Source organism: Streptomyces lavendofoliae (assembly GCF_014649735.1).
Taxonomy (GTDB): domain Bacteria; phylum Actinomycetota; class Actinomycetes; order Streptomycetales; family Streptomycetaceae; genus Streptomyces; species Streptomyces lavendofoliae.
Genome location: NZ_BMTP01000017.1, coordinates 22,692 through 44,606, shown reverse-complemented (window position 1 = coordinate 44,606; position 21,915 = coordinate 22,692). Strand labels below are relative to the sequence as shown.

General features: G+C 74.3%; 13 protein-coding genes. 11 read left to right on the top strand and 2 right to left on the bottom strand.

Going from position 1 to position 21,915, the window contains the following annotated elements; translation table 11 throughout:
* Window positions 1-40: 40 nt before the first annotated feature.
* Window positions 41-694, bottom strand: coding sequence for a class I SAM-dependent DNA methyltransferase (locus tag IE109_RS27080; protein ID WP_189553981.1), 654 nt, complete (start codon window positions 692-694; stop codon window positions 41-43).
* A 125-nt stretch (window positions 695-819) separates the two neighbouring features.
* On the opposite strand from IE109_RS27080, the gene IE109_RS27075 reads away from it, so the two are divergent.
* From IE109_RS27075 to IE109_RS27065, 3 genes are all read left to right on the top strand, one after another.
* Entirely contained in the window at window positions 820-2,262 is a 1,443-nt protein-coding gene (locus IE109_RS27075; RefSeq protein WP_189553980.1) for a WGR domain-containing protein, read from the top strand.
* Entirely contained in the window at window positions 2,259-2,747 is a 489-nt protein-coding gene (locus IE109_RS27070) for a hypothetical protein (protein ID WP_189553979.1), read from the top strand. The genes IE109_RS27075 and IE109_RS27070 overlap by 4 nt, the downstream gene beginning before the upstream one ends.
* 192 nt (window positions 2,748-2,939) lie before the next feature.
* Entirely contained in the window at window positions 2,940-3,491 is a 552-nt protein-coding gene (locus IE109_RS27065; RefSeq protein WP_189553978.1) for a DoxX family protein, read from the top strand.
* A 177-nt stretch (window positions 3,492-3,668) separates the two neighbouring features.
* On the opposite strand, the gene IE109_RS27060 is transcribed toward IE109_RS27065, so the two are convergent.
* Window positions 3,669-3,824, bottom strand: coding sequence for a DUF6131 family protein (locus tag IE109_RS27060; protein WP_189553977.1), 156 nt, complete (start codon window positions 3,822-3,824; stop codon window positions 3,669-3,671).
* Between the two features lie 143 nt (window positions 3,825-3,967).
* Between IE109_RS27060 and IE109_RS27055 the strand changes: the two genes are divergently transcribed.
* The 8 genes from IE109_RS27055 to IE109_RS27020 all read left to right on the top strand — a co-directional run bounded on the left by IE109_RS27055 (window position 3,968) and on the right by IE109_RS27020 (window position 21,781).
* On the top strand, window positions 3,968-5,209 hold the full coding sequence (locus tag IE109_RS27055) for an FAD-dependent monooxygenase (protein WP_189553976.1): 1,242 nt from the start codon (window positions 3,968-3,970) through the stop codon (window positions 5,207-5,209).
* Window positions 5,210-5,981: 772 nt separating this feature from the next.
* Window positions 5,982-7,253: an MFS transporter gene (locus tag IE109_RS27050; RefSeq protein ID WP_189553975.1), complete on the top strand. Its 1,272-nt coding sequence runs from the start codon at window positions 5,982-5,984 to the stop codon at window positions 7,251-7,253.
* Entirely contained in the window at window positions 7,210-10,995 is a 3,786-nt protein-coding gene (locus IE109_RS27045) for a non-ribosomal peptide synthetase (RefSeq protein WP_189553974.1), read from the top strand. The genes IE109_RS27050 and IE109_RS27045 overlap by 44 nt, the downstream gene beginning before the upstream one ends.
* A 69-nt stretch (window positions 10,996-11,064) precedes the next feature.
* On the top strand, window positions 11,065-16,089 hold the full coding sequence (locus tag IE109_RS27040; protein WP_189553973.1) for a non-ribosomal peptide synthetase: 5,025 nt from the start codon (window positions 11,065-11,067) through the stop codon (window positions 16,087-16,089).
* Between the two features lies 1 nt (window position 16,090).
* Window positions 16,091-16,807 (top strand): thioesterase II family protein, encoded by a 717-nt coding sequence (locus IE109_RS27035; protein WP_189553972.1) that lies wholly within the window; start codon window positions 16,091-16,093, stop codon window positions 16,805-16,807.
* Window positions 16,808-16,818: 11 nt separating this feature from the next.
* Window positions 16,819-17,694, top strand: coding sequence for an SDR family oxidoreductase (locus IE109_RS27030; protein WP_189554053.1), 876 nt, complete (start codon window positions 16,819-16,821; stop codon window positions 17,692-17,694).
* Complete coding sequence (locus IE109_RS27025) at window positions 17,691-20,567, top strand: non-ribosomal peptide synthetase (protein ID WP_189553971.1); 2,877 nt, start codon at window positions 17,691-17,693, stop codon at window positions 20,565-20,567. Before IE109_RS27030 ends, IE109_RS27025 begins: the two co-directional genes overlap by 4 nt.
* The gene (locus IE109_RS27020) at window positions 20,564-21,781 is read left to right on the top strand and encodes an ATP-grasp domain-containing protein (protein WP_189553970.1); all 1,218 of its coding nucleotides are present in this window, start codon (window positions 20,564-20,566) and stop codon (window positions 21,779-21,781) included. The genes IE109_RS27025 and IE109_RS27020 overlap by 4 nt, the downstream gene beginning before the upstream one ends.
* Window positions 21,782-21,915: the final 134 nt, after the last annotated feature.

The following is a 21,915-nucleotide window of genomic DNA, read 5'->3' as shown; positions in this document are numbered from 1 at the left end:
CAGCTCCCGGCTCGCGCGCCCGCCGGACTGCTCCGAGTGGTTACGCCCCAACCGGTCTACGGGCCAGCAGGAAGGCCTGCGGGGTCCTCTCGGTCGGGTACGCCTCGCGCACCAGCCGGGCCTCCACAGCGAAGCCGGCCCCCACGAGCAGCCCGGCGAGCCGGTCCGGCCGCCACCGGTGGAAGTCGAGCGCCACGGCGCGGCCGAACGCCTCGGTCAGGCGCAACGGCTCGTCGCCGACCTGGAACGCCAGCAGGAGACGCCCACCGGGGGCCAGCACCCGGTGGAACTCCGCCAGCACGCCGGGCACATGCTCCGGCTCGATGTGGATGAGGGAGTACCAGGAGACGACGCCGCCGAGCGCGCCGTCGCCGAGGCTCAGGTCCGTCATCGAACCTTCGTGGAAGCGCAGGTCCGGGTACGCGTTCCTGGCGCGCTCCAGCATCCCGGGCGACAGGTCGACGCCGAGGACGTCCAGCCCGAGGTCGCTCAGGTGGGCCGACACCCGCCCGGTGCCGCACCCGATGTCGGCGACCCGGCCGTGCCCGGTACCGCGCACGGACTCGGCGAAGGCGGCGAGCATCGCGCGCTCCAGCGGTCTGGCTTCGAGGTCCCCCCGGACGTACTCCTCGTAGTCGGTGGCGATGGCGTCGTACGACTCCCGGGTGTCGCGCGGGCGGCGTGTCTCGGTCATGGCCCCGACCCTAGCGGCCGTGAACCGGCCGCCGTCGCGGGGCGATTGTCAGTGGTGCCTCCTACGGTTCAGGCAGTGGGACCCGCGGAACAGGTCGCGGGGTCCGTTCCGGGGAGGGGTCTGCCATGTCGACGACGTCGACGACGTATCTGGAGCTGTCGCAGGACGGCGGCGGTGCGCACAAGTTCTACGAGGTCGGCGTCCAGGGCCTGGTGGTGACCGTGCGGTACGGGCGGATAGGCGCCGCCGGGCAGACGCAGACGTCGACGTTCGCGACACCGCAGAAGGCGCAGGCCGCCGCCGCGAGGAAGGTCGGCGAGAAGGTGCGCAAGGGGTACGCGCCGGCGGTGCCGGGACAGCGCGCGCCCAGGTCGGTCACCCGGCGCCAGGTCGTCTCGGCGCCGTCCACCGCGCGGGCGGTCGCCCCGGTGCTGTGGCGGTTCCGCACGGGCTCGTCGGCGTTCGGCATCCATGTCGACGAGGAGCGCTGCTGGGTCGGCAACCAGTCGGGCGACGTGTACACCCTGGACCACGCCGGCGAGGTCCTCGCCCGGTTCAGTCTGCCGGACGGCGTCAAGTGCCTGGTGGCCGACGACTTCTGGATCTACGCGGGCTGCGACGACGGCCGGGTGTACGACCTGTCGTCGAAGCTGCCGTTCGCGGCGTACGACATCGCCGCGGACGTGGACATCTTCTGGCTGGACATCCACGAGGGCGTGCTGAACGTCGCGGACCGGGGCGGGCGCCTCACGGTGATCGACCACGAGGACGAGCACCAGTGGTCACGCGGTGGCCGTGCCGAGCACGCCTGGATGGTGCGCGCCGACGACCGGGCGGTCTACCACGGCCACTCCGGCGGTGTGACGGCGTACGCGCCGGACGGCGGCGGCGAGTTGTGGCACACGCCCACCAGGGGAGCCGTGCTGTTCGGCTGGCAGGAGGCCGACGCGGTGTACGCGGGCACGGGGCAGCGGGTGGTGCAGCGGCTGGCCAAGGCGGACGGCGCGCTGGAGGCGACGTACGCCTGCGACAGCGCGGTGTACTCGTGCGCCACCTCGCCCGGCGGCCGGTTCGTGTTCGCGGGGGACGCCGCGTCGTCGGTGTACTGCTTCGACCGGGACGGCACGCGGCTGTGGAAGCTGGGCACCGGGGGCGGCTCGGCACTGTCGATGCAGTACCACGGGGACCGGCTGTACCTGGTCACCACGGACGGCTCGCTGGTGTGCGTGGACGCCGGCGAGGCGGCGATCGCGGCCGCCCAGCAGGGCACCGTGCCGGTCGCCCGGGACGTGAAGCTCGCCGCCGCGCTGCCCACGTACGCGCCCGCCACCGAGGTCTCCTCGGTCACGACGGTGACGGCCGCGCCCGCCGGAGCGGTGGTGGTGGAGTGTGTCCAGCAGGGCGGCCGGATGCGCGTGCACGTGGTGTCGGACGGATACGAGCGCTCGTGGAACGTCCAGTTCCCCCGGGCGATACGGGAGCCGGGCGCGCGGTACGTCGTGGACGCGCTGCACCCCGCGTCGGGCGGCTTCTACCGGGTGCGGGGTGACATCAGGAGGCTGCTGTGACGGACGAGGGGTTCGAGGCCGCGACGGGGGACGGGCCCGCGCCGCCGGTCGCGCCCGGGGCGGCGGAGCGCAGGGCCGCCGAGGTGCGGGTGGCGTTCGAGGGGCTGCTGCAGATCCGGCGCCTGACCGGTACGGCGGACGGCGACCCCGTGGCGGTGCCCGCGGTGTGGGAGCGCAACCGGCCGGTCAGGGCGGTGGCTCTGGCGCTGGAGGCCGCCGGGATCGCGCCGTCGGCCGTCGACGCGGAGGGGCGCCGGGTGGCGACCGGGTACCGCGTGGCGCCGGGGGAGGGGCCGGGGACGGTACGCGTCGAGTGGCTGGGACCACCGGGCGGCGGGGCGGCCCAGCAGGAGGAGGGCGCCCTGGGGGAGTGCGTGCGGGCGCTGGGCCCTCTGGGCTGGGAGGCCCTGCTGTACCGGGGCCCGCGCAAGCGCCGGTTCCTGGAGGTGGAGCCGGCACCGGGCGGCTCACCGACCGCCCGGTGAGCCGCGCCGGGAAGCCGGCCGCCCGGGTGCGGGGGCCGGGAGGCGGCTGCCCGGGGGAGCACAGGAGGGCGTCCGGGCGCCGGGGGGCGTCCGGACGCTCACCCGTACGGCCCACCAGCGCTCAGCCCGGGCGGCGTCCCGGCGCCACAGTGGAACGGTAGCCGTCCGACACCGTCCTGCCCGGGAGCCCTCATGAACGCCGTCAACCGACGCGACCTCGGCCTGTTCGTCCTGCGCGTCGGCACCGGTGCGGTGCTCGCCGCGCACGGGGCGCAGAAGCTGCTGGGCTGGTTCGGCGGCGGCGGTCTGGAGGGCACGTCCAAGGCGATGGAGGCGATGGGTTTCCGGCCCGGCCGGCAGAGCGCCGTGGCGGCCGGCCTCGGCGAGGCGGGCGGCGGGGTACTGCTGATGCTGGGGCTCGCCACCCCCGCCGCCGGGGCGGCCGCGGCGGGCGCGATGGCCGGCGCGGTGGCGGTGCACGCCCCGGCCGGGTTCTTCAACCAGTCCGGCGGCTACGAGTACCCGGCGTTCCTGGGCTTCACGGCGGCGGCCATCGGCGTCACCGGAGCGGGCCGCTACTCGCTGGACCACGCCACCCGGCACCGCTTCGACCAGCCCTGGACCCTCGCGGTGGCGTTCCTCGGCAGCGCCCTCGCCGCCGCGGCCGTGGTGGGCAAGCGGGCCAAGGACCAACTCGCCGAAGCGGCCGGGGCGGACGGAGACGTCGTCGGCGAAGGCGCTTGAACGGAAACGGGGCGTCGGCGCCCCACCCCGGCCCGGACGGGACGGTGCGGTGCGCCGGGGCGTAAGCACTCGCTCGGTGCGGCGGCGGCGGCGGTGCGGGCAGGGCCCGGCCCGTCTCCCCCGGTCACCCGGTGGGGCGGACGGGGCGGGCCGGGCCGGAACAGGAGCCGCGGCGGCTCACCAGTAGTGACGCCGTCCGCCGACCGCGTGCCCCACGGCACCCAGGATCCACAGCACGGCGCCGATCACGAGCAGGATGACGCCGATGGTCCACAGAATGCTGATGCCGGCCACCAGGCCGATGACGAGCAGGACAAGGCCCAAAATGATCATGACGCCTCCGATCAGGAGAGTCCCACTACTCAAGGGGTCCCCCGTCGGGGCGTGACCAAACCGTCCAAATCACCCCTAATCGCATGATGAGCTGCTACGTTTCGTGGTCGACCGGCCATCGTGTGACGTCCAGGGGAGTGTGCGTGAAGGTCGCCTGTGTCGGCGGTGGGCCCGCCGGCCTGTACTTCTCGATCCTGATGAAGCTGCGGGACCCGTCCCACGACATCACGGTCTACGAGCGTGACCCGGCGGGTTCGACGTACGGCTGGGGAGTCACCTACTGGGCGGGCCTGCTCGACGTGCTGCGCCGCCACGACCCGGTCTCCGCGCGGGCCGTCGCCGACCACTCGGTCCGGTGGAGCGACGGGGTGGCGTACGTCCGCGACCGCGTCACCGTGCACCACGGCGACCAGGGCTTCGGGATCGGCCGGCACACCCTGCTCGACATCCTCGCGCGCCGGGCGGCATCCCTGGGCGTGCGCGTCGAGTTCGGGCACCCGGTCACCGGCCCGGCCGACATGACCGCCCCGGCCGCCGCCGAACCGTTCCGGGCCGACCTCGTGGTCGCCGGGGACGGCGCCAACAGCCGGCTGCGCACCCGCCACGCGGGTCACTTCGGCACCGACGTCGTGACCGGGCGCAACAAGTACGTCTGGCTCGGCACCACCAAGGTCTTCGACGCCTTCACCTTCGCCTTCACCGAGACGGCACACGGCTGGATCTGGTGCTACGGCTACCGGTACGACGAGGGGCGCAGCACCTGCGTGGTGGAGTGCTCCCCCACCACATGGACGGGGCTCGGCCTGGACCGCGCGAGCCACGCCGACGGTCTCGCCCTGCTGGGGCGCCTGTTCGCCGAGCCGCTCGACGGCCACCCGCTGATCGGCCGTCCGCAGCCCGACGGCGGCGCGCGCTGGCTGAACTTCCGCACCGTGACCAACCGGTCCTGGCACCGGGACAACGTCGTCCTGCTCGGCGACGCCGCGCACACCACCCACTACTCCACCGGCGCGGGCACCACCCTCGCCCTGGAGGACGCCGTCGCGCTCGCCGGCGCCCTGCACGCCGCCCCCCGGCTGCGGCCCGCCCTCGCCCGCTACGAACAGGAGCGCCGGGCCGCCCTCGTCCCCGCCCAGAGCGCGGCCCGCTACAGCGCCCGGTGGTACGAGAACCTACCGCGCTACATGAGCCTGGAGCCCTCGCACATGTTCGCCCTGCTGGGCCAGCGGCACTCCCCGCTGCTCCCGTACGTCCCGCCCCAGCTGTACTACCGGATCGACCGGGCGGCCGGGCGCGTCGAAGCGCTGCGCATCCTCAAACGCCGGCTCGGTCCGACTCTCGCTAGGGCCCTGCACGGCCGTCGTCCGTCCGGCCGGAGTCGGTGATCGCGGCGGTGAACGGCGGGAAAACCGCCGGTTCACCGGCCGCCGGATGAACAAATTGTGTCGTGATCATGACTGAAAAGCGCGGCTGTTCGACGGCGCCCCGATCACCCGGCCCTCCGGGCCGCCCGTCGCGCCCCTCCGCCGGACCGCCCGGCCGCTCCCGCCGGCCCCGGCCGTACCTCCGCCCGCGTGGCGTGCCGGTCCCACGCCGGCCGGGCGGGGGGACCCGCCCGTGCCATTCGCCGTGATCAGCCCACCCGTGCCCGCGCGGTCCCCGGCCGCCGGGCACCGCGCGGGCCACCCGCCCCAGCGGCCGGCCGGAGCCGCCGCACCGTCCGCGTCCCCTTCCAGCCCCGTCCGGCCCCTTCCCGCCCCTGCCGGCTCTTGTGCGGCGACGCGGCCGGCCGGACGAACTCAAGCCTCAGAACAAGCCATTTCGTTCGCCTCCGGCCTCGTTGACGCGTTTCGTACGAACTGTTAGAACGAGCGGCGGAAATTGCGTGCTGCTCCGGCAGCCCGCATTACGGGGGTGGGGGCACTTTTTGGGGACACTCGCACGGGGGATTCCGGACTCCAGGGCCGGAAACGAGCACGCCTGACAGGTCATACACAGAAAACGCCGGGATCGCCGACGCATGCCCGCGTGCACGCGCATGTCGACGGGTCACGTCCCGACGTCTTTTCCTTCGCACACACCCGCGGCGGTGCCGGCGCATTCCATGCCGCCCGCTGACTTCGCTTGCCCATCTCGGCCTACTGAACGGTGTGGAACGTGAAAGCATATCTGGCCATCCTGCGCATCGGTGACTACCGGTTGCTCTGGTCGGCTCTGGTGCTCAACCTGCTCGGCGACGGAGCCACTTATGCAGCCCTCGCCTGGATCACGGTGGAGGAGGCCGGCGCCGCCGGACTCGGAATCCTGGGCGTCTGTCTCACCCTCCCGGTGATCGCCGGAGGAGCCGTCGTCGGCCCGCTGCTCGACCGGTTCTCCCGGCGCAAACTCTTCATCTACGACTCGGTCTTCCGGGGCGTCGTCGTCGCGCTGATCCCGCTCCTCGCCGTCGCGGACGCCCTGCAGGTCTGGCACCTGTACGTGGTGGCCCTGGTGTACGGCTTCCTGAAGATCATCCCGCTGGCCGGCACGCCCGCGGTGCTGCCCGAACTGGTGCCGGCCGACAAGCTCCAGGCGGCCTCGGGGCTGGAGGCCACCGCCATGGGCGCGGCCAACGTCCTCGGCCCGGCCATCGGCGCGGGTCTGATCACCCTCTTCGGCGCCCCCAACGTCCTGCTGCTGGACGCCGCGACCTACCTCCTCTTCGCGTTCCTCATCAGCCGGATCAAGGCGCCGATGGGCCGCCCCGAACCGGCGGACACCACCGGTGACGCCCCGCAGCGCCCCGGCTGGGCACCGGTCTTCCGGCTCATCGTCCGCGACCGCTTCCTGCTGGTGCTCACGCTCTCGTTCGGCGCCTTCAACGTCTCGGCCGGCGCCCTGGTGGTCGCCCTGCCGTGGCTGGCGAAGTTCGAGTTCGGCAGTGGTCCCGGCGTCCTCGGCCTGATGCTGGCCGTGATGGCGGCCGGCGAACTCATCGGCTCGCTCGTCTCCGGCGCCGTACAGACCTCCGAGAAGCAGATGCTGCGCATCGGCGTGTTCCAACTGCTCTCCGGTGCCGTGCTGTTCCTGCTGATCCCGACCGCCCTGCCCTGGATCCTGCTCGGCCTGGCGCTCAACGGCATCCTGTCCGCGCCCATGACCGTGCTCGGCGGCGTGGTCCGGATGACCCGGGTGCCCAACGAGATGCGCGGCCGCGCCATGACGCTGATGCGTACGGTGATGGCCGGCGCCCTGCCCGCCGGCTCGGCGCTCGGCGGCTTCCTGCTCACCGACAGCCACTACCAGGGCCTGATCCTCGTCGTGGCCGCGCTCGCCGCCGCGCCCGGCATCCTGACGGTCGTCCTGTTCCGCCGTACCCCGTTCAGATTGGGGGTGACAGCGGCCGATGACCAGCAGCCCAAGAACGACACCGTCCCTTCCGGCTCCTGACGCCGACGACACCGTCCTGCTCGTCACCGACCACCCCCGCACCCTCGACAGCGGCGCGGCCTCCTTCCGGACGCTCACCCTCGACCTGCCGGCCCTGCCGACTCCGGCCCGCCGGGCCGACGGCGCCGGGGCGGAGGAGGGCACCCTGCTGCTGGCCGCCTACGCCGTGCTGCTGCACCGGTACACCGGCCGCCGCCGGATGCTGGTCGACACCGGCCGCGGCGCGCTGGCACTGACCGTGGACCCGGCGGAACCGGTCGCCGGCCTGCTGGCCAGGTGCGCCGCGGGGGAGCCCGCCGGGCCCCCGGCCGGCACCGCCGTGCGGTACGCGGACCACGCGGACCACGCGGACCACGCGGACCACGCGGACCACGCGGCGTCCGCCCCCGGGACCGCGCCCGGTGACGCGTGCGAGGTCCTCCTGGCCCGCGAGGGCGACCGGGCCCGCCTCACGTACCGCTCCTCGTTGTTCGAACCGGCCACGATGGAACGCTTCGGCGAACACCTGCTGCGTGTCCGGGAGTTCCTGGCCCGCCGACCGGACGCGGCCGTCGGCGCGGCGGACCTGCTGGCGGAGGGCGAACGGGAGCTGATCCTTCGCACCCTCAACGACACGGCCGTTCCCTGGCCCGACACCGCGACCGTGCACGGGCTGTTCGCCGAGCAGGCCCGGCACACCCCCGGCGCGACCGCCGTCACCTGGTCCGGCGGGCGGATGGACTACCGCGAACTCGACGGGCGCTCGGCGCGCCTGGCCGCCACCCTGCGCGCCCGTGGCGTCCGCACCGGCGACCGGGTGGGGCTGTGCGCGGCGCACGGCCCGGAACTGGTCGTCGCGGCGCTGGGCATCCTCCGCGCCGGGGCCGCGTACCTCCCCCTGGAGCCCGATCACCCGGACGAGCGCACCGGGTGGCTGCTGGCCGACTCCTCGGTACGGGTGCTGGTCACCGGCCCCGGTCTGCCGGCGCCCCGGGCGTTCGACGGCACCGTCCTGACCGTGGACGCCCGGCACACCGGTGCCCGGGACACCGGCGCGCCCGACGCCGGCACCCCGGCGCCGGTCCCGGCGGCCGACGCCGCGACCGCCGGCGACCTGGCGTACATCTGCTACACCTCCGGCACCACGGGAAAGCCGAAAGGCGTCCAGGTGACGCACCGGAATGTGGTCCGGCTGGTCAAGGGTACGGATTACGTACGGTTCGGCGCGGAAATGCGGACGCTGCCCACCGGTTCGGTCGCCTTCGATGCGAGCACCTTCGAGATATGGGGTCCGCTGCTGAATGGCGGAAGCCTTCACCTGGTGGACCGCGACGTCGTCCTCAACGCCGCCGAATTGGGGCGGGAACTGAGCAGCCGGAAGATCACCACCATCTGGCTGACCTCCCCGCTCTTCAACCAGCTGGTGGAACAGGACGCGAAAGCATTCCGCCCCTTGCGGGAACTCGTCGTGGGCGGTGACGCCCTTTCCCCGCCGCACATAGCGAAAGCCCTCGAAGCGTGCCCGGAACTGACCTTGGTCAATGGCTACGGGCCCACGGAGAACACCACGTTCTCCCTCACCCACCGCGTCACCCGCGACGACCTGGACGGCCGCCGCATCCCCATCGGCCGGCCGATCGCCCACTCCACGGCCTACGTCCTCGACGACGCGGGACGCCTGTGCCCGGCCGGCGTACCCGGCGAACTGTGCCTGGGCGGTGCGGGCGTGGCACGCGGCTACCTGGGCCGTCCGGAGCTCACCGCCGAGCGGTTCACCGACGACCCCTTCGTCCCCGGCGGACGTATGTACCGCAGCGGCGACCTGGCCCGCCTGCGGCCCGACGGTGTCATCGACTTCCTCGGGCGCCGGGACCACCAGGTCAAGGTCCGCGGGTTCCGCATCGAGCCCGCCGAGGTCGAGAAGGCGATGCTCGCCCACCCCGGGGTCGCCGAGGCCGTCGTCACGGCACGCCCCCGGCCCGGCCGCGGCGACACACGGCTGTGCGGCCACTACGCGGGCACCCGCCCGCCGGAGCCGGAGGAACTGCGCGACCACCTCGCCCGCACGCTCCCCGGCCACATGGTCCCCACGTACCTGGTGCCGCTGGACCGGCTGCCGCTCACCCACACCGGCAAGGTGGACCGCGCCCGGCTGCCCGACCCCGACGGCTCACCCCTGCTCGCCAGGACGCCGTACACCGCGCCCGCCGACGAGGTCGAGCGCACCCTCGTCGAACTGGCCGAGGCGGCCCTCGGCATGACCGGCATCGGCACCGGCCACGACCTGCGCGACCTGGGCGCGGACTCGCTCACCGCGACACTGATCGCCGCCGGGGCGCAGGAGCGCCTGGGCCGCCACTGCCCGGCGGGAGCGGTCCTGCGCAGCGGTACGCCCGCCCGGCTCGCCGCCCTGCTCCGCGACTCCGGCGCCACCGCAGCGGCGCGCATCCCGGCCGCGCCCGACGCCGACACGTACCCGGTGACCCCGCAGCAGCGGCAGGTGTACCTGGAGCAGATCAAGGACGAGCGGGCCGTGCACTACAACGTGCCCGTCACCCTCGACCTGCCCGCCGGCACCGACCCGGCGCGCCTCGCGGACGCCCTGCGGCGCCTGCCGGCGTACCACGAGGCACTGCGCACCCGGTTCACCGTCGAGGGCGGCGAGGTCCGCCAGCGCGTCGAGGACCACGCCGAGCCGCCGGTACGGCTCGTCGGCGACCCCCGCGACGCCACCCCGCCCGGCGCGTTCGTCCGCCCCTTCGACCTGGCGCGCGCACCGCTGTGGCGCGCCGAGGTGCACCGCGCGGGCGGGGGCGTGCGGCTGCGGATGGACCTGCACCACATCATCGTGGACGGCTTCTCCCTCGCGCCCCTCCTGGAGGACCTGGCGCTGCTCTACGAGGGCGGCGAGCCCACCGTGCCCACCCGCCGGTACCGGGACTACGCGGTGTGGCTCACCGGACGCGACGCCGCGGCGGCCCGCGAGGCACAGGCTCCCCACTGGAAGGAGGTGTTCGCCGAACCGGTCGACCCGGCGGACCTGCCCACCGACCACCCCCGGCCGGCGCTGCGCCGGCTCGACGGCGACGTCCTCGCCTTCGGCCTCGGCCGTGAACGGACCGAGCGGATCCGCGCGGTGGCACGCGCGCACGACGTCACCCCCTTCGCCGTGCTGGCGTCCGCGTACGCCCTGCTGCTGTCCGGGCTCAAGGGCACCGCCGACATCACGATCGGCACCCCGGTGTCCGGGCGTACGATCCCGGGGCTGCACCGCACCGTGGGCATGTTCGCCAACACCGTCGTCCTGCGCCTCGACGCCGACCCCGCCCTGACGTACGACGCCTTCCTGCGGCGTACCGGCAGCACCGCCCAGGACGCCTCCGCGCACCAGGACTTCCCCTTCGAGGAACTCGTGGCCCGCACGGCCCCGGGGCGGGACTACAGCCGCACCCCGCTGTTCGACGCGCTGCTCGCCCTGCACAGCGGGCGCTACCTCTCCGTCGACTTCCGGGGCACCCGCGTACCACTGCGCCTGGAACAGACCGGACAGGCCGTCTTCGACCTCAACATGCAGGTCCACGACACCCCCGGCGGCCTGAGCGTCGCCTGGCAGTACGCCGCCGCGCTGCTGCGCCGCGACACCGTCGAGAGCTGGCGCGACGCCTTCACCACGCTGCTCGACACAGCGACCACCGACCCCCGCACCACCCTGGGCTCACTCCTGCCCGCTCCCGCCGGTCTCGACCTCGACTTCGATCTCTGACTGCTCACGGCCCGACGCACACGCACAGCCCGTCACGCATTCACTCGCAGCTCGATCCAGGAGACACCTATGCCGTCGCACCACCCCGAGGCAGCACCCTCCGCGCAGGACACCCACTGGCGAACCCAGCTGACCTCGCTCACGGAGACCTCCGGCTTCCTGCCCGACTTCCGCCCGCCGGCGGACCGGGAACAGGTGTCCACCGCCACCCACGCCGTGCGCCTCGGCCCCGAACTGACCGCACGGCTCGACCGCGTCAGCCGCGAACGGCCGGAGAAGCTGCACGTCGTCCTCGCGGCCGTGCTGATCGCCCTCGTCGGCCGCTACACCGGCCAGGACGACGTCGTCGTCGCCCAGCCCACCCGGGGCGCAGCCCCCGGCCACGCCGGCGGCCCGCTGCTGCTGCGCGCCGACCCCAACGGCACGCTCCGCGAACTGCTCGCACGGGTCACCCCGGCGGTCCTGGAGGCCGAGCGCCACCAGGACTGCGACGTCGCCGCGCTCGCCGCCGGGCTCGGCCGCACCGACGCCTTCGCCACCGCCCTCGAACTCACCGGCTTCCACGACCCCGGGTACGCCACGCCCGCCGCCACCCGGTTCACCGTCTCCCGCGAGGACGACGGCCTCGTCGTCACCGTCACGTACGACACCGGCCGCCACGCCGAGGACTCGGTACGCCGCATCGCCACCCACTACGCCCTCCTGCTGGACCTCGCCACCTCGGAACCCGACCGCCCGGTCACCGACCTGTGGCTGTGGACCGACGAGGACGCGGCGATCATCGAGGCGAGCAACGCCACCGACCGGCCCTTCGACCGCGACGCCACCCTGCACGGCCTGTTCGCCGCGCAGGCCGCCCGCACCCCCGGCGCGCCCGCACTCCTCACCGACGCCGGCACCGTCACGTACGGCGAACTCGACGCCCGCTCCGACCGGCTCGCGCACACCCTGCGCGGGCGCGGCGCCGGCCCCGGCACCGTCGTCGCCGTCGTCGCGGAACGCTCCCCGGAGATGATCGCCGGCCTGCTCGCCGTGCTGAAGGCGGGCGCCGCCTACCTGCCCGTCGACCCGTCCTACCCGAAGGCCCGCGTCGACTTCCTCCTCGCCGACAGCGGGGCCCGCCTCGCACTGACCCAGACACGCTTCCTCCCGCTCCTCGGCGACACCCCGGCGCTCGACCTCGAGGACGCCGCCGCGTACGCCGGCGCCGACGGGCCGGTCGAACCGGCGGGCGGCGCCACCGACGTCGCGTACGTCATCTACACCTCCGGCTCGACGGGCCGGCCCAAGGGCGTGCAAGTGGAGCACCGCAGCGCCGTCAACCGGCTGACCTGGATGCAGAACGCCCACCCGCTCGACGCCGGGGACGTCATCCTCCAGAAGACCTCCGTCTCCTTCGACGTCTCCGTGTGGGAACTGTTCTGGTGGTCCCTCGCCGGAGCCGCCCTCGCCCTGCCCGCGCCCGGCGCCGAGAAGGACCCCGCCGAACTGCTCGCCGCACTCGACCGGCACTCCGTGACCACCGTGCACTTCGTGCCGTCGATGCTCAGCATGTTCCTCGGCCACCTCGACCGCTTCGGCGACACCGCCAGAACCCGCACCCTGCGCCGGGTGTTCGCCAGCGGCGAGGCCCTCACCCCGGCCCAGGCGGCGCAGTTCGCCGGCCTGCTCCCCGAGGTCCGGCTGATCAACCTCTACGGTCCCACCGAGGCGACCGTCGACGTCACCCACCAGACCGTCACCGGTCTCGCCGACGCGGCCCGCCGCGCCCGGCTGCCGATCGGCCGGCCGATCGACAACATCCGGATGCACGTCCTCGATGGCCGGGGCCACCCCTGCCCGGTGGGCATGCCCGGGGAACTCCACGTCGCCGGCGTCGGCCTGGCCCGCGGCTACCTCGGCAGACCGGAGCTGACCGCCGAGAAGTTCACCGACGGCGCGGCGGTGGGCGAGGAGCGCCTCTACCGCACCGGAGACCTGGCCCGGTGGCTGCCCGACGGCACCCTCGACTACCTGGGACGCGTCGACCTCCAGGTGAAGGTGCGCGGCTTCCGCGTCGAACCGGGCGAGATCGAGGAGCGCCTGCGGGCCCACCCGGACGTCCGGGACGCCGCGGTGGTCGCCGTCGACGACGGCCTGACCTCCTCGCTGCGGGCCTTCGTCGTACCGGCCGGGGAAGCACCCGCCGAGAGCGCGCTCAAGGACCACCTGCGCGACGCGCTGCCCGCCTACATGGTGCCCGGCCGCGTCCTCGCCCTCGGCGAGCTGCCCCTGACGCCCAACGGCAAACTCGACCGCGCCGCGCTCCGCGGCCCCGACGCGCTGCGCCCCAAGGCACCGGGCCACGTCGCCCCGCGCACCGAGAAGGAGAAGGCCCTCGCGGAGATCTGGCGCGAGGTCCTCGGACGCGACCGGATCGGCGTCGACGACAACTTCTTCGCCCTCGGCGGGAACTCCATCCACTTCGTCCCGGTCCTCGCCAAGGCCCGCGAGGCGGGCCTGGAGTTCACCTTCCAGCAGCTCTTCAAGCACCAGACCATCGCCCGGCTGGCCCGCTGCATCGAGGACGCCGACGAGACCGCGACGACCGAGGCGGACGTCGCCGCCCGCGGGGCGTTCCGGCCCTTCGAGCTGGTCAAGGACGCCGACCGCGCCCTGCTCCCGGAGGACGCCGAGGACGCGTACCCGCTCTCCATGCTCCAGGCCGGGCTGATCTTCCAGACCGAGATCACCGGCGGCCTGGGCCAGTACCACGACGTGCTGAGCTACTCGATCACCGGCGCCTTCGACACCGGCGCCTTCACCGAGGCCGTACGCCTGCTCACCGCGCGCCACCCGATCCTGCGCACCACGTACCACCTCACCGGCTACAGCGAGTTCCTCCAGATCGTGCACCGCGAGGTGGACCCGCCGCTGACCGTCGCGGACCTGCGCCACCTCGACGCGGCGGGGCAGGAGGCATGGCACCAGGAGTGGCTGGCGGGGGAGAAGGCCCGCCGCTTCGTGTGGGAGGAGGGCGGCCTGGTCACCCTCCACGTCCAGATCCTCGGCGACGAGCTGTTCCGCTACACGGTCAGCCAGCACAACTCGGCCCTGGACGGCTGGTCCATCTCGCTGCTGCACACCCAGCTGTTCGAGCTGTACCACCAGCTGCGCGAAGGCCGTGACACCTCCCGCCCGCCCGTCGACAACCACCTGCGCAACTTCGTCGGCCTGGAGACCGAGGCCCTGCGCTCCCCGCAGTCACGGGACTACTGGCTGCGGGTGCTCCATGACCCCCACCCGGCCGACGTCCCGCCCCGGCCCGGAGCCGAACCCACCGACGACTTCCGCGTCGTCCTGCGCGACGTGCCCCTCCCGGCCGGGCTCACCCAGCGCGTCGAGGCGACCGCCGACGCCCTGTCCGTGCCCTTCAAGGACGTGCTGCTCGCCGCCCACATGAAGGTCCTCGCGCTGGTGTCCGGCCAGGACACCGTGATGACCGGCTACGAGCACAGCGGCCGGCCCGAACTGCCGGGCGCCGAGACCACCCTGGGCCTGCACCTCAACACCGTGCCGTTCCAGGTCGGCCTCGCCGGCGGGAGCTGGGCCGACCTGATCCGCCGGGTGTACCGCGCCGAACTCGACCTTCTGCCGCACCGCCGCTACCCCATGGCACGGATGAAGCAGGACCTGGCCACCCAGCGCGTCCTGTTCAGCACTACGTTCAACTTCACCCACTTCTACCTGCTCCAGGACCTCCAGAAGCTCCCGGAGTTCTCGATGCTCGACATGCGGGTGGACTCCGAGACCGAGTTCCCGTTCCGCACGGAGTTCTCGCGCCACTTCCTCGACGACGAGCTCCAGCTCTGCCTGCACTTCCACACCCACCTGTACGACGAGGCGCAGATCGACCGCATCGGCGGCTACTTCGTCCGGGTGCTGGAACTGATGGCCGCCGAGACCGACGCGCCCCACGACGCCCACGCCCTGCTCGCCGAGGAGGACCTCGCCCTGCTGGGCCGCACCCCCGGCCCCACCGCCGGGGCGACGGCCTCCGCCACCACCGGCCGCGACGCGACCGAGGCCACCGTCACCCGCATCCGCGACGCCTGGGCGTCCGTCCTCGGCACCACCCCCTCCGCCGTCCCGCGCGACGGCGACTTCTTCGCCCTCGGCGGCAACTCCCTCTCCGCGCTGCGGGTCGTCCTGGAACTCGACGGCCTGGTCACCCTCTCCGACCTCACCCGCACCTCACGCCTCGACGAACTGGCCGCCCTGGTGGACCACCGCGCGACGCGCGAGGAGGGAACCGGACAGGCGGACGGCGAGCTGCTCCAGCGGCTCACCACCGCCCCCGCCGAGGCCGCCCGCGGAGCGGTGATCTGCGTCCCGTACCCCTGTGGCCACCCGGTCAACTTCAAACCGCTCGCCGAGGCGATCGAGAAGCTCACCCCCGACCTCGTGGTGTACGGCGTCGAACAGCCGGGCCACAGCCCCGAGCGGAGGGGCGAGTTCACCGACGTCACCGAGACCGTGCTGCGGGTCGTCGACGAGATCGAGCAGCGGGCCGACCTGCCGCTGATCCTCTGGGGCCACTGCGGCGGCGCCGCCGTGACCGTCGAGCTGGCCCGCGTACTGGAGGAGCGGGGGTTCGACCTCCGGCACGTCTTCATCGGGTCCAAGCTCCTGCCGCCCGCCTCCGACATGCGCGAGTCCATCGCCATGATCGACGGCTGGAGCGACGAGGAGATCATCCGGTACATGGTGGAGGAGACCGGCTACAGCGAGCTGGACGGCCTCGACCACCGCTACACGTCCTTCCTCGGCGACTCCTTCCGCCACGACGTCTGCGGCGGCTACCGCTACTTCATCGGCCGCACCGAGGAGCCGTCCGGGCGGCGGATCGAGGCACCGTTCACGGTCGTCGTCGCCGACGACGACCAGGGCCTGACCCACGCCGCCGACGCCTACCGCTCCTGGGAGCTGCTCGCCGGTGACGTGCGTTTCCAGCGGCTGGCGTCCGGCGGCCACTACTTCGTACGGGGAAACCCCGCCGGCACCGGCGAACTGATCGAGCGGGCGTGGGCCACCACGACCGAGATGGAGGGCTGACATGCAGCAGATACCCGTCCTGTGCTTCCCCTTCGCCGGCGCCGGCGCCTCGGTGTACCGCCGCTGCCAGGAGTACGGCAGCGACACCGTGCTCATCACCCCCGTCCAGCTCCCCGGCCGTGAGGAGCGCTTCGGCGAGCCGCTGCACACCGACGTCGTCACCGCCGTCGACGACCTGCTGCCGTCGGTGCTCGACCGGATCGCCGGCAGCCCCGCCGTCGCCCTGTTCGGCCACAGCCTCGGCGCCGTCCTGGCCTACGAGATGGCCCACCGGCTGTGCGCCCTGGGCCGGCCCGAGGTGGTGAAGCTCATCGTCAGCGGCTCGCCCGGCCCCTGGACGCAGCGCCGCACCAGGGCCACCGGCCTGACGGACGAGGCGTTCCTGGCGCAGGTGCGGGAGTTCGCCGGGTACACCCACCCGGCGCTGGAACACCCCGACCTGCGGGAGATGCTCCTGCCGCCGCTGCGCGCCGACGTGGAGATGCACGAGAACTACCGCGCCCCCGCCGGCAAGCCCCTGCCCGTCCCGGTCGTCTCGGTCCGGGGCGACCACGACGAGCTGGTCTCACGCGACGAGGCGGGGGAGTGGGAGGCGGCGACCATGGGCGCGTACCACCACGCCGAACTTCCCGGCGGGCACATGTACGTGGTCGAGTCGCCCGACGGCCTGATGCGGCTGCTCGACGCGGAACTGGCCGGACTGGCGGTGAGACGGTGACGACCACCGCCCTGACGGCACCCCACGCGTCCCCCCGGCCGGCCGGGCGCCCGCCCGGCCGGCTCGCCGGGAGGACCGCCGTGATCACCGGCGCCGCGCGCGGCATCGGCCGGGCGTGCGCGGTCGCCTACGCCCGCGCCGGAGCCGACCTGCTCCTCACCGACATCGGCCGGGACCTGCCCGGGGTGCCCTACCCGCTGGGCACGGCCGACCAACTCGCCCACACCGCCCTCCTCTGCCGTGAACAGGGCGCCGGCTCCGCCGTCGTCACCGTGCCGGCCGACGTCCGGGACACCGGGGACGTGGGCGCGGTCGTGGAGGCGGCGCTCGACCGGTTCGGCAGGATCGACGTCCTGCTCAACAACGCCGGGATCGCCGCCCCCTCGGGCAAGACCGTGCACGACATCACGCCCGACGAGTGGGACCTGATGCTCGACGTCGACGTCTCCGGCGCCTGGCGGATGATCCGGGCCGTCGGCGGCGCCATGACCCGACAGCGCTCGGGCAGCATCGTCAACGTGGCCTCGACCGCGGGGCTGGTCGGCTACCGCCACTTCGCCGGGTACGTCACCGCCAAGCACGCGCTGGTCGGCCTGACCAAGGCGGCGGCCCTGGACCTCGCCCCGTTCGGGGTGCGGGTCAACGCGCTGTGCCCCGGCTCGGTGCGCGACGACGAGGCGGCCGAGGGGCGGATGCTCAGCGAGATCGCCCGGTCCCTCGACGTGCCCGTCGAGGAGCACGAGCAGACCTTCACGGCCGCCCAGCCGATGAACCGGCTCATCGAGCCGGACGACGTGGCGGGCGCGGCGCTCTGGCTCGCGTCCGACGAGTCCCGGCAGGTGACCGGCTCGACGGTCACCGTGGACGGAGGGTTCACCAGCCGATGACCGACGACCGCTTCACCGATCCGTCCGCCGCGGGGCGGCTGTGCCGCGCCGTCGCCCTGCGCGTCCACACCGGCGCCGACCCCGAGCGGCTGGGCCGCGCTCTCGCGCTGCTCGGCCCCGCCGGAGCCCGGCTGTGGGTGGAGGACGTGCCCGACGGGGCGGAGTCCCCCGCCGCGGCCCTCCTGCGGGAACGCGAGCTGTCCCGCCCCGCCGACCCGGCGACGGGACCCGGCCTGCGGGCCGTCCTGCTGCGGTACGCCGACGGGGCCGCCGACCTCGTCGTCGTCGCCCACCGGGCGGTGGCTGCGGACCCGTACGAGCCGGCCCGCGCGCTGCTGCTGGAGCCCGCCGCGCCGGCCGCCGGGCCGGCCCCGGTGCCGGGGAGCGCGTCCGGCGGCGCGGCGGCGGGGCTGCGCGAGCAGGTGGCCCGGCTGGACCGGGAACCGGCCCCCGCATGGGGGCTCGGCGAACCCGGCGCGACCACCGCGGGCGCCCGCCCGTTCACCCTCACGGTGCACGGCGACGTACCGGTGGCCGTCACCGCCGCGGCGGCGCTCGGGCTCGTCCTGGCCCGCTGCACCGTCGACCCCGAGGTCGAGCTGGGCGTCGACCCCGGACACAGCCTGACGTTCACCGCGGGCGGGGCGGCCACGGTGGGGGAGTACCTGGCCCGGGTCCGCGACACCGGGCCGGCGCCCTGCCGCGCCCCGGTGGCGGGGCTGTACGTCACCGAGCCCGCCGAGGTGCTCACCGGCGAGGGCGTCAAGGCGGAGACCCTCTCGGCCAGGCCGTTCCTCGCCCCGCTCCACCCCCTGTCGGTGCATGTCGCCGACGACGGCTCCACCGTGCTGTCCGGTGTGTGCCACCACCGGCGCTCCGTCTTCGGCGACGCCGCCGCGGAGTGGCTCACCGGCATGCTCGTCACCGCCCACCGGGCGTTGGTCACCGCCGGCCCGGACACGCCGCTGGCGGACGTCCCGCTCTTCGACGACGAGCAGCGGCACCGCCTGGCCGTCCTGGGCGGACTGGGACGCACGCCCTCGGCACCCGGCGCGGCGGGCGAGCGCATCGAGCGGACCGTACGGGCCTGGGCCGAACGCACCCCGGACGCCACGGCGGTGAGCGACGAGGGCCGAGCTCTGACGTACCGTCAGCTGGATGAGCGGGCGGAGCGGATCGCCGGCTCGCTGCGGGCGCTCGGCGTCGCGCCGGCCGACCGGGTCGGCGTCTGCCTGGACCGCACGGCCGACCTCGTGGTGGTCCTGCTCGGGGTGCTCAAGACGGGTGCCGCGTACGTCCCGATGGACCCCGCCTACCCGGCGGACCGGCTGGCGTACATGACCGAGGACGCCGAACTGTCCCTGGTGGTGACGGAGTCCGAGGCGTTCCCCTCCCTGGAGGGGGTGCGGACCGTGTCACCCGGCTCCCTCGCCGCCGAGGTCCCGGAGGGCACCCCCGCGCCCGGCCCGCTGTCCGCCGACGACGCCGCCTATGTGATCTACACCTCCGGCTCCACCGGCCGGCCCAAGGGCGTGGTCGTCCCGCACCGCAACGTGGGCGCCCTGATGGACGCCACCCGTGAGGACTTCGGGCTGGGCGCCCAGGATGTGTGGACCCTGTTCCACTCCAGCGCCTTCGACTTCTCGGTCTGGGAGATCTGGGGCTGCCTGACGACCGGTGGCCGGCTCGTGGTCGTGCCCTACTGGGCGTCCCGCGACCCGCAGCGGTTCGCCCGGCTGCTGGGCGACGAACGGGTGACCGTCCTCAGCCAGACCCCGAGCGCCTTCGCCCAGCTGATGGAGGCCGACCGCGCCGAGCCGGTGGCCGATTCCGTACGCCTGGTCGTCTTCGGCGGCGAACCGCTGGACACCCGCCCGCTGCGGTCCTGGCTGGACCGGCACCCGGCCTCGCGGTGCCGGCTGGTCAACATGTTCGGCATCACCGAGACCACCGTGCACGTCACCGCCCAGACCGTCACCCGCCGCGAGGCGCTGACCGGTTCGCGGTCGGTCGGGCACCCGCTGCCCGGCTGGCACGTCTCCGTCCTCGACCCCGAGGGCCGCGAGCTGCCGCCGGGTGTCGCCGGCGAGATCCACGTCGGCGGGGCCGGGGTCGCCGGACAGTACCTGAACCGGCCCGAACTCACCGCGCAGCGCTTCGTGCCCGACCCGCACGCCCCCGGCCCCATGTACCGCAGCGGCGACCGGGGCCGCCTCCTGCCGGACGGCAGGCTGGAGCACCTGGGGCGGCTGGACAACCAGGTGAAGCTGCGCGGCTTCCGCATCGAGCTGGACGAGATCCGCGCCCGGCTGCTGGACGCGCCGGGGGTCGCCGCGGCCGCCGTGGTGCTGCGGCGCAAGCCCGGCGACGCGGCCGGCGCCCGGCTGGACGCCTACGTGGTCCTCCGCGGCGGGGACGGCGTGCCCGGCGGCGACGGCGACCCCGGCGGCGGCACGGCGGCCCCGGCCGGCACGGAGGAGGTGCGGCGGCACGCGGCACGGTTCCTGCCGGAGCACATGGTGCCGTCGACTGTCACCGCGCTGCCCGCCCTGCCGCTCACCCCCAACGGGAAGATCGACACGGCCCGGCTGCCGGAACCCCTGACCGGTGGCGGACCGGACGCGAGCCCGGCGGACGAGGAGGCGGGCGACCTGGAGACCCGCCTGAGAGCCGTCTGGGAGAAGGTGTTCGGCTTCCGCGTGGGGCCGGACGACGACTTCTTCGCCCTGGGCGGCAACTCCCTGCTCGCCGTGCGGCTGCTGGCCGCGCTCCGGGACGCCGCCATGCCGGTCTTCCCGCTGCCGCAGCTCTACCTGCACCGCACCGTACGGGCCCTGGCGGCCTTCCTCGACAAGGCGGAGGCACGCGCATGAGGAAACCGCTGGCGCTCGTCGGCGCGGGCTCGCAGACCTACCGGGAGTACCTGCTGCGCTCGGTGGCCGGCGCGTACGACGTCCACCTGCTCGCGGACCGCGCGCCCACCTGGGAGGCGCCGTACCTCACCGGGCACACCGTGGTGGACACCGCCGACCCGGCCGCGCTGGCGGCCGCCGCCCGGGGGCTGGGCTGCGCCGGGGTCATCACCTGGGACGACACCCGGGTGGTGCAGACCGCCGAACTCGCCCGGCTGCTCGGCCTGCCGGGCAGCCCGCCCGAGGCCGTGCTGCGGTGCCGCGACAAGCGCGCCACCCGGGAGGCGCTGCGTGCCGCCGGGGTGCCGCAGGCCGAGTCGGTGCCCGTCACCTCGCTCCCGCAGGCGCGGGCCGCCGCCGCCCGCGTGGGCTACCCGCTGGTGCTCAAGCCCCGGGCGCTGAACGCCAGTACGGGCGTGGTGAAGGTGGAGTCCGCCCACCTGCTGGCGAGCCGGTTCCGGCTGGCCCGCGCGGCGACCGCGCCCGGCGCCGTGGAGGTGGCGCCCGGGGACGTCCTGGTCGAGGAGTACCTCGACGGCCCCGAGATCAGCGTGGACGCGGCCTGGTACCGGGGCCGGATGTCGCTGGCCTTCGTCGCCCGCAAGGACTGCGGCTACCCGCCGTACTTCGAGGAGGTCGGCCACCTGGTCGACGGCCGGGACCCGCTGATGGACGACCCCCGCGTCCGGGACGTGGTGACCGGCGCGCACCGGGCCGTCGGCTTCACCACCGGCTGGACCCACACCGAACTGCGGCTCACCGCCGAGGGCCCCAAGGTCGTGGAGATCAACGCCCGGATCGGCGGCGACCGCATCCCCGACATCGGGCGGCTCGCCCTCGGTGTCGACGCCGCGCTGGTCGCCGCCCGTGTGGCCTGCGGGGAGGAGCCCGACGTCCGTCCCGGCCGGCACCGCGTGGCGGCCGTCCGCTTCCACTACCCGGAGGCGGACTGCATCGCGCGCCAGGTGGTGATCGACCACGCGCAGCTCCCCGCCGGCGTGGACTCCGCCCTGGCCGTCGCCCTCCCGGGCCAGGAGCTCCGGCTCCCGCCGCACGGCCACGTGGCCGGCCGCTACGCCCTGGTCACCGTGGTCGGGGACACCCGTGAAGACTGCCTGGCCGACCTCGACAAGGCCGCGCCCGCGATCGGTCTGGAGGTGCTGCGCCCGCTGTGACGGCCCCCGGGGGCCGGGGTCCCGGACGCACACCGGGCCCGGCCCCGCGCCGCCGGCCGACACCGGCACGGGCTCGGCACGCACCGGCGTGCTGGGCGCCGGGGCATCCAGGACTTGGAACGCGCTTTCGAAAG